This window comes from Streptococcus mitis, assembly GCF_019929545.1.
GTDB classification, from domain to species: Bacteria; Bacillota; Bacilli; order Lactobacillales; family Streptococcaceae; genus Streptococcus; species Streptococcus mitis_BU.
In genome coordinates this window covers 1-8,021 of the sequence record NZ_JAHZPT010000048.1, presented here as the reverse complement: position 1 = coordinate 8,021, position 8,021 = coordinate 1, and the positions used below count along the sequence as shown (strand labels likewise).

Annotated in this window: 4 protein-coding genes; all 4 read right to left on the bottom strand. The window is 39.9% G+C overall.

From position 1 onward, the window contains the following. Nucleotides 1-299 precede the first annotated feature (299 nt). On the bottom strand, nucleotides 300-1,805 hold the full coding sequence (pyk, locus tag K1I71_RS09305) for a pyruvate kinase (protein ID WP_020902894.1): 1,506 nt from the start codon (nucleotides 1,803-1,805) through the stop codon (nucleotides 300-302). A 56-nt stretch (nucleotides 1,806-1,861) separates the two neighbouring features. Further along, nucleotides 1,862-2,869, bottom strand: coding sequence for a 6-phosphofructokinase (gene pfkA, locus K1I71_RS09300; RefSeq protein ID WP_223330829.1), 1,008 nt, complete (start codon nucleotides 2,867-2,869; stop codon nucleotides 1,862-1,864). 81 nt (nucleotides 2,870-2,950) lie between these two features. Further along, nucleotides 2,951-6,052 carry a DNA polymerase III subunit alpha gene (locus K1I71_RS09295; RefSeq protein ID WP_223330828.1) on the bottom strand — a complete coding sequence of 1,034 codons (3,102 nt, stop codon included), beginning with the start codon at nucleotides 6,050-6,052 and terminating at the stop codon, nucleotides 2,951-2,953. A 133-nt stretch (nucleotides 6,053-6,185) separates the two neighbouring features. Next, nucleotides 6,186-8,021: mucin-binding protein (locus K1I71_RS09290; protein WP_223330827.1), on the bottom strand; the 1,836-nt coding region annotated here is incomplete at its 5' end.

The following is an 8,021-nucleotide window of genomic DNA, read 5'->3' as shown; positions in this document are numbered from 1 at the left end:
TAATAACCTCATCTTATGATAAGGCTATTATCTCATATTTTGGTGTCCATTGGATAGGTTTTTAGAGGTGCCCATAACTTTAAAAGCTATCATGTCACAGTTTGGGCATAAATCCGAAAACTACCAATTAGATCTATCCTCACGTTACAAAAAGTCTGTAGCAAGCAGTATTTGACGAACTTGATACCGTCGCATTAAATCGAAAGTAAAAAGTTTTGCCCCATTTGTGCTCCATAGACAAAAAAAGAGCCCATCATACAGGCTAGAAAGCTTGATATGATAGGCTTTTTAATGTTAGATTAACGTACTGTACGGATACGCATTGTGTTTGTACGAACAGCTTCTCCAACTGGTACACCAGCTACGATAACGATATCGTCACCAGATTGTACAAGTCCTGCTTCAACTGCTTTACGTTCAGCGATTTCGAACATATCGTCAGTTGATGATGGAGCATCTGTCAACATTGGGATAACACCCCAGTTCAACATCAATCCACGTTCTGTCAATTCGTCGAATGTCAATGCCAAGATGTCAGCATTTGGACGGTATTTAGAGATCAAACGTGCAGTGTGACCTGTCTTAGTAAGAGTTACAACCAATTTAATATCCATTGAGTTAGTAGCATCTTTAACAGCTGAAGCCATTACTTCTGTCTTAGAGTTACGTTCAAATGAATCTGAGTTCAAACGTCCGTATTCGTTAAGAAGAGTTTGAGCGTTCTTGTCGATTGTAGCCATTGTAGTTACTGACTCAAGTGGGTATTTACCATTTGCAGACTCACCTGAAAGCATTGTAGCGTCAGTTCCGTCGATAACAGCGTTAAATACGTCTGATACTTCTGAACGAGTTGCACGTGGTTTTTCAGTCATTGTTTCAAGCATGTTTGTTGCAGTGATAACAACTTTACCTGCAGCATTGACTTTAGTGATAATCATTTTTTGGTAAACTGGAACCATTTCGAATGGTACTTCGATACCCATGTCACCACGAGCAATCATGATACCATCAGCAGCTTCGATGATTTCATCCAAGTTATCGATACCTTGTTGGTTTTCGATTTTAGCGAACAATTGAACATGTCCATTTCCAGTTTCTTCACAGATTGCACGAACTTCGTTAACGTCTTTTGCAGTACGTACGAATGAAATCGCGATGAAGTTGATACCTTGTTCAAGACCGAAGCGGATATCATCGTTATCACGATCAGCAAGAGCTGGGAAAGGAATTTTAGTGTTAGGGATGTTAACACCTTTTTGTTTAGCAATTACGCCATCGTTTTCAACTTCAACTTCAAATTCACGAGTTGCATCATCTTTAGCAACCACACGAAGACCAAGTTTACCATCGTCAACCAAAACTTGACGACCAACTTCAACATCATCATAGATATCAAGAGCACCAGCAACGTTCAATGCAATCACATCACGAGTTGATTTGATTCCTTGTTTAGTTGCAACACGGATTTTCTCACCAGTTTTGTATGAATACTCTTTAGCTTCACCTTCAAACAATTCTGTACGGATTTCTGGTCCTTTTGTATCAAGAAGGAAACCAACTTTTTTACCTGCAAGTTTTTCTGCAAGTTTAACAGTTGCCATACGCTCACCTTGTTCTTGGTGGTCACCGTGTGAGAAGTTGAAACGGAATGTGTTAGCACCAGCTTCAATCAATTTGGCAATGTTTTTAGCTGAAGCTTCAACATCAAGTTTTTCACCCCAGTATCCGTCATCACCAAATTTTTTACCACCACGGATTTCTACCGCAGGTCCCAAAGTTGCAACGATTTTTACACGTTTATTCATGATTTTTGTGACTCCTTTATATATGACCTTTTTGGTCTTATTAACTAAATTATAAATTATGACAAGCTCTTATTCAAGCTAGATAGCTCAAGGTCAGCCTTGTGTGGGTTGTTAACCACAATCTTACCATCTGCAGTAAGGCTAAACAATGCTCCTTCTTCTGCAGTTCCAAGAATTGGGTTTTCAACCATTTTCTCGTTACGGATACCAACCGCAACACCACCGATACCTTCTTTAAGAAGTTTAACAGCATGGGCACCCATACGTGACGCCAAAACACGGTCACGCGCAGTTGGAGAACCACCACGTTGAATATGTCCAAGTTCTGTCACACGAAGGTCGCTTGTATCCGCAGCTTCTTTTAGTTTTTGACCAAATTCAGCCGCTGACATCACACCTTCAGCCAAGACGATGATATTGTGTTTTTTACCACACTCATAACCGCATTTAATGCTTTCAACGATATCTTCAATCTTGAATCCTTCTTCAGGAATGATGATTTCATCAGCACCAGTTGCAATACCAGCCCAAAGAGCGATATCACCAGCGTTACGTCCCATAACTTCGATAACAAAAGTACGACGGTGACTTGATGACGTATCACGAATCTTATCGATAGCGTCCATAGCAGTCGTAACCGCTGTGTCAAAACCGATTGTAAAGTCAGTACCAACGATATCGTTATCGATTGTACCTGGAAGACCGATAGCTGGGAAGCCATGCTCAGTCAAACGCATAGCACCGTGGTAAGATCCGTCACCACCAATAACAACTACACCTTCAATCCCGTGTTTTTTCAATTGCTCAATCCCTTTAAGTTGCCCTTCAAGTTGAGCGAACTCTGGGTAGCGAGCTGAGTGAAGGAAAGTACCACCACGAGAAATGATGTCCCCTACTGAAGCTGCATCTAGGGGATGAATTTCACCGGCAACCATACCTGCATATCCATCATAGATACCAAACACTTCCATTCCTTCTGAAATTGCTTGACGAACAACTGCGCGGATGGCAGCGTTCATACCAGGGGCGTCTCCACCACTAGTCAAAACAGCAATACGTTTCATATTGGTTATGCTCCTTTTTCTTTTAACATTCTTACTGATTATACCACATTTACGTTGAAAATTCTTCTATTTTCCGTAATTTTAGCGATAAATCGTTTTCATAACTATTCCATTCAATTTCGCTTCTAATTCATCAGATTTAGTCACAAAATGATGGGGAGAAACAATAGTTTTCTGTTCCTCTTCATACCTGATAATGACTGGGATTGGGCCTTTATACTGGTCTAAAATTCTCGAAATTTCTTGATCCGAATCATGATTTTTCACCTGAATCCAAAAGCGCTCAGCAACTGCTTCTCTTATTTCTTGTGCAATCATTTGCAGACGACCGTCACGTGACTGGACTTTCCCTTTGATATAGTAGAATGCTCCTTCTCTTACTTCCTGACCAACCTGTCGATATAAATCTGAAAAGAGTGTAACATCCAATTTTTTCTTACTGTCATCCACCTGTAAGAAAGCCATATTTTCACCTTTTTTGGTACGAATTACTTTTATCTTCTGAACTTCAACCAAGATAATAGCATAGCTATTTTCTGACAAATTACTAATAGGAGTAATCGGATAAATAGCCTTACTTGCAATAGCTTGTAGTGGATGTTTGCTGACGCCTACTCCTAGAAGCTCTTGTTCCATGTAAAATTTTTCTTGCTCCGACCAGTCCTCCGAATCTTGCCAACTATAGATGGTCTCTCCAAATAAGCTTCCTAATACTTTCACAAATTCAAATAGATTAGCTAAATTATTGAATACTTTTTGACGATTTTTTTCAAATGAATCGAAAAGACCAACTTTTACCAAAGGTTCCAGCAAGGAAAGTTTCAAATAATTCTCAGGTAGTTTAGCTAAAAAATCTTCAATATTAGAATAAGGTCTATGTTCAATAATCCAAAGCGCCAAATCCTTGCTGAGCCCCTTAATCGATTTCAGACCTAGATAGATGGACTTGTTGGCAATTTTATCGTGATAAGGAATAGTGTTGATAGACAGAGGTGCCACTTCAAAACCAGCTTCTAAGGCATCTGTTACATAATCACTGTTGGCAGAATTCAACATAATCTGATAAAAGATGGCTGGATAATGTGTTTTAAAATAAGCCAACTGAAAGGCCAAGGCTGAGTAGGCATAGGCGTGAGATCGGTTAAAACCATAACCTGCAAACTTCTCCATAACATCAAAGACCTGCTCTGCCTTTTCCGCAGTATGACCAGCTTCTATGGAGCCTTGAATAAAGGAAGCCCTCATCTCATGCATAGCAGAGGCATCCTTTTTCCCCATAGCACGACGCAAAATATCGGCCTTCCCAAGACTAAATCCGGCAAATAGCTGAGCAACCTGCATAACCTGCTCCTGATAGAGCATAATGCCATAAGTTGGAGCCAAAATATCCTCCAGAACTGGGTCTAGTACAGCCACTTCCTCCTGCCCATGTTTTCTAGCTACAAAATTATTGATATAATCACTAGCACCTGGTCGATTTAGGGAAGTAGTTGCTACGACATCTTCAAAACAGACTGGTTGAACACGCTTGAGTAGGCGAATGGCACCAGGTTGCTCAAATTGAAAGATACCTTTTGTATTACCAGACGCAAACAAAGCTAGGGTGTCTTTGTCTTCCAAATCAATTTCTTCAATTTTAAGGTGAATACCTTCTGTTTCAGCAAGCAATTCTTGCATCTTCTGGACAAAGGTCAAATTTCGTAGCCCCAGAAAATCCATTTTCAAAAGTCCACTTGCTTCAACTCCATGAGCATCATACTGAGTCAGTGGAATTTCGTCACCATGCTTTAGAGGGATGTAGTTAGTCAAATCTTGGTCACTGATCACAACACCAGCCGCATGGACAGAGGTTTGTCTTGGATATCCCTCAATCTTGCAGGCAATTTCAAAGGCTTTTTGGTATTCTAACTTACTATTGATTTGCTGACGAAACTGGAGGTTACCCTCATAAGCCGACTTGAGATTATCACGAAAACTGATTTTCTTGGTAATTGCAGATAATTCATACTCTGGCACACCAAAGCGCTTCAAGACATCTCGAAGAGCTTGCTTAGCCCCAAAGGTAGAAAAAGTAACGATTTGAGCCGCATGTTTACTACCATATTTATTACCAACATATCTGATAAAATCTGGACGATAAATATCAGGAATATCAATATCAATATCAGGCATGGTATAGCGTTCACGATTGAGGAAACGTTCAAAAATCAGATTTTTCTCTACTGGGTCAATCCCTGTAATGTCTAGAGCATAGGAAACCAAGCTACCAACTGCGGAACCCCGTCCCATTCCCATATAATAGCCATTCGAACGTCCAAAACGCAACAAATCCCAGACAACCAAGAAATAATCATCAAAGCCCATATCATGAATAACAGCCAATTCTTGGTCTAGACGGTCTTGATATTCTTTACCAGCTAACCCCTTCTGAGCAAGCCCCAATTCAGCACGTTCTCTCAATTCTTCTACTGCTGGCCTAGCTGGATTAAAGCGAGGCAATTTCAGACTAGTATCCAAGTCATAAGAGATACCTGAAATAAGCTTTTCTAAATTGTCCAAGGCTTGCGGAAAACGTTCTTGGAATAGTTTCTCTAAAGAACTTGCTGATATAAAAACATCTTGTTTCGAACGCAAAGGGACTTCTCTGAGTGGTAGATTTTCTTTAATCGCTGTTAATACTTGAAGAACTTCTCTATCCTTACTTTCAAATGTATTGACCCGATACAATGGCAAGATTGGATGGTGAAATTCGCTGGCCAATGTTTCTGGGTAAACACCTATATAGTAATCACAACCTAGATTTAACAACTCAAGCTCTTCAAAATAAGGCACAATTACCGCAATATCCTCTAGATACTGAGATAAAACTGACCAACTTTTCTCCCCCTGCATCTTGGCTGTTGAAAGTTTCATCAACTGCTGATAGCCAACACTAGATAAAGCTAAAAAGCGCAGATTCACATCCTTATCATCTACAAACACATTCATTTCAAGTCCTAATAAAGGATGAATGTCGTATTTTTTTGTACCCTCTAGAAAGTCGAAAGCCCCATAAAGATTGTCAATATCCATCATAGCCAGATGAGTGTAGCCGAATTCTTTAGCTGCTCTCACATACTTGTCGATTGAAATGACACTCTCCATAAAACTATAGACTGTTTTTGTATCTAGTTGTGCGATCAATTTACACTTCTCCTCTATCGTTCTCACTATATTATACCATTTTCAAAAAGAGAAAGAAAAGAACCTGAGATAGCAAATCTCAAGTTCTTTCTTTATCTGATTGCAAGTCAGCATCTAATGAGAATCAAAATGATTATTCTTCATCTTCTCTTTTCTTACGAGCAATCAATCCAAATCCACTTAGGGCTCCTAGAAGTCCAAGTGCTGCAAGGCTAGCATGATCTTCTGTACCTGTATTTGGAAGTTCACGTTGACCATCCATGTATTGAGGTGTAGAAGGCGCTGCTGGTTGAGCTGGAGTTGCTGGAGTACCATTATTATTTCCGTTGTTATCTCCATTATCTGCAGGTGTTACAGGTTGTGGAGTTTCTGGTTCTGGTTTTGGCTCAGGTTTTGGTTCCGGCTTAGGCTCTGGTTTAGGAGTTGGAGCTGGAGTTGGACCTGGGTATGGAGTTGGATTTGGTGTAGGATCCTTAGGAATGTAGTTGATTGGTGTATCTTGCGTTGGATCACCAGGTACGTCTGGTACTTCGTATCCTTTCGTTGGATCATTTGGATCAACTGGTTTCAATGGTTGACCTTCTGGGTCTACAGGGATAAATCCTGGTACATAAGGCACTTTAGGTTTATCTGTTCCTGGTTTAGTTGGATCTTTAGGATCGTTTGGATATGTGATTGGATTTGTTGGTGTTCCTGGGATATTTGGAATCCATGAACCTAACTTATCGTAAATCACTGTTTCATTGATATCCTTGATTGTATCAGGAGTTACTTGTACATCTTTAGTTGATGATTCTAGATCACCAGCTTTAGCGATGTATCCTTTCACAACTGGTACTTGGTAACCGTTGAAGATATCATCGTTACGATCTGTTGTCCATTCACCATATGTGATTTCACCAGTTACTAAGTTAACTTTCGCTTCACGTGTGAACTTGATTGTTTCAACACGAGTTTCAGAAACTTCGTTTCCATTGCGATCTACATACTTGATCGTACGTGTAGCTGATTTCTCAGTTACAAGATCTTTCACAGTATTTGGCCATACTGGGCTGTTTGGATCGTTAGGGAATACTGGTTTACCTGGTTCTGGTGTAGATGGTGTCACAGGTGTTCCATCTGGATTCTTCGGTAAGTTTGGATCAGTTGGATCTATTGGTTTACCTGGTGTAACTGGAATAATTCTTTCAGCTACTGTTACAGTGAAGATTTGCTCTACAGATTTATCTTTATCAAATACTCTATCTGTATCTTTAGATGGGAACTCGTTCTTAACGACTCTATAACCAGCTTTTTCAAGTTTTTCAATAGTCTTAGTTACTTCATCAACTTTAGACTTAGTGAAGTTAGCTCCTGAATCACCTTCATCAATTACTGGAGTTGATACTACTTTACCTTTTTCATCTACGAAGTTAGTGATAGCTTTTTGTTTATCAGTTACGTAAGTGATTGGCGTATCAGTTCCTGGATCTGTTGGTACTGGTGGTACTTCATATCCTTTAGTTGGATCGTTTGGATCTACTGGTGTTAATGGAACTAGTGGGTTATCCGGACTAATTGGTTTAGTTGGATCTTTTGGCACCACCGGTGTAGTTCCTGGGATATAAGGCACTTTAGGTTTATCAGTTCCAGGTTTAGTTGGATCGTTTGGATCGTTTGGATACGTAACCGGAGGAACTGGTGTAGAACCTTCTGGTACTTTTGGAATCCATGAACCAAGTTTAGTGTAGACAACTTCGATATTTTCATCTTTAGAGTCTGCAGTTAATCCTGTTGTAGCTGCTACTTCTTTTTGTTTGGCATCTTTCAGGATGTAGCCTTTAACTACTGGTGATTCAACTTTATCGAATGTTGTATCTCCATCTTTAGCTGTCCAGTTACCGTATGTGATCTCACCTGTTACTGAATTGATCTTAGCTTCACGATTGAATGTAACTTTATCAGTTACTTTCTTAGCTACTTCCTCACC